Source organism: Streptomyces pseudogriseolus (assembly GCA_002154585.1).
GTDB lineage: Bacteria > Actinomycetota > Actinomycetes > Streptomycetales > Streptomycetaceae > Streptomyces > Streptomyces pseudogriseolus.
Window position 1 is genome coordinate 323 of sequence record MUNG01000366.1, and the last position, 845, is coordinate 1,167.

An 845-nucleotide genomic window follows, 5' to 3' on the forward strand; every position below is an offset into this window, starting at 1 on the left:
ATCGTCCACCGCGACCTCAAGCCGCGGAACGTGATGGTGAAGCAGGACGGCACGGTCACCGTCCTGGACCTCGGCGTGGCCTCCGTGATGGACGCCGACACCACGCGCCTGACCCACACCGGCACCCCCATCGGCTCGCCCGCCTACATGGCGCCCGAGCAGGCGATGGGCGGCGCGGTCGGCCCGTACACGGACCTGTACGCGCTGGGCGTGCTGATGCACGAACTGCTCAGCGGGGACGTGCCGTTCTCCGGTTCCACGGCGCTCGGGGTGCTGCACCGGCATCTGTACGAGCCGCCGGTGCCGGTGCGGCGGCTGCGCCCCGAGGTGCCCGAGGCGCTGGAGGCGCTGGTGCTGCGGCTGCTCGCCAAGGACCCGCAGCACCGGCCGGACTCCGCGCAGGAGGTCTACGAACACCTGGCGCTGCTGCTGCCCTCCCGGGGCACGCCCACCGGCGCCCCGCTCGACCCGACCCGGCCCTTCCTGCGCCCGCACGCCCCCTGGCCGGACCGTGCCAGGACGCCGGCGCCGCAGCCCGCGCCCGCCGCGCCGCCCGCGCCGGCGGCGGAGAAGGCCGACGTCGCCGCCGCCGTGGACGAGGTGAAGCGGCTGCTCGGCGAGGGCCGCATCACCCAGGCCGTCGACATCCTCGGCTCGATCCTCCCGGTCGCCGCCGAACAGCACGGCGAGCACTCCCCGGTGGTGCGCACCCTGCGCAAGCAGTACGCGGCCACGCTCCTCGACGACGGCCAGTACCGGCGTGCTCTGCCCGAGCTGCGGCGCCTCGCCGACGAGCGCGCCGCCGAGGCCGGCCAGGCCGACCCGCAGTCGCTGCGCCACCGCTA

At 75.9% G+C, this 845-nt stretch carries 1 protein-coding gene; it reads left to right on the forward strand.

Features of this window, described 5'->3' with window-relative positions:
• Positions 1–845, forward strand: an 845-nt coding sequence (locus CCN29_RS27675; RefSeq protein ID WP_442538519.1) for a serine/threonine-protein kinase, incomplete at both ends; no start/stop codon positions are given.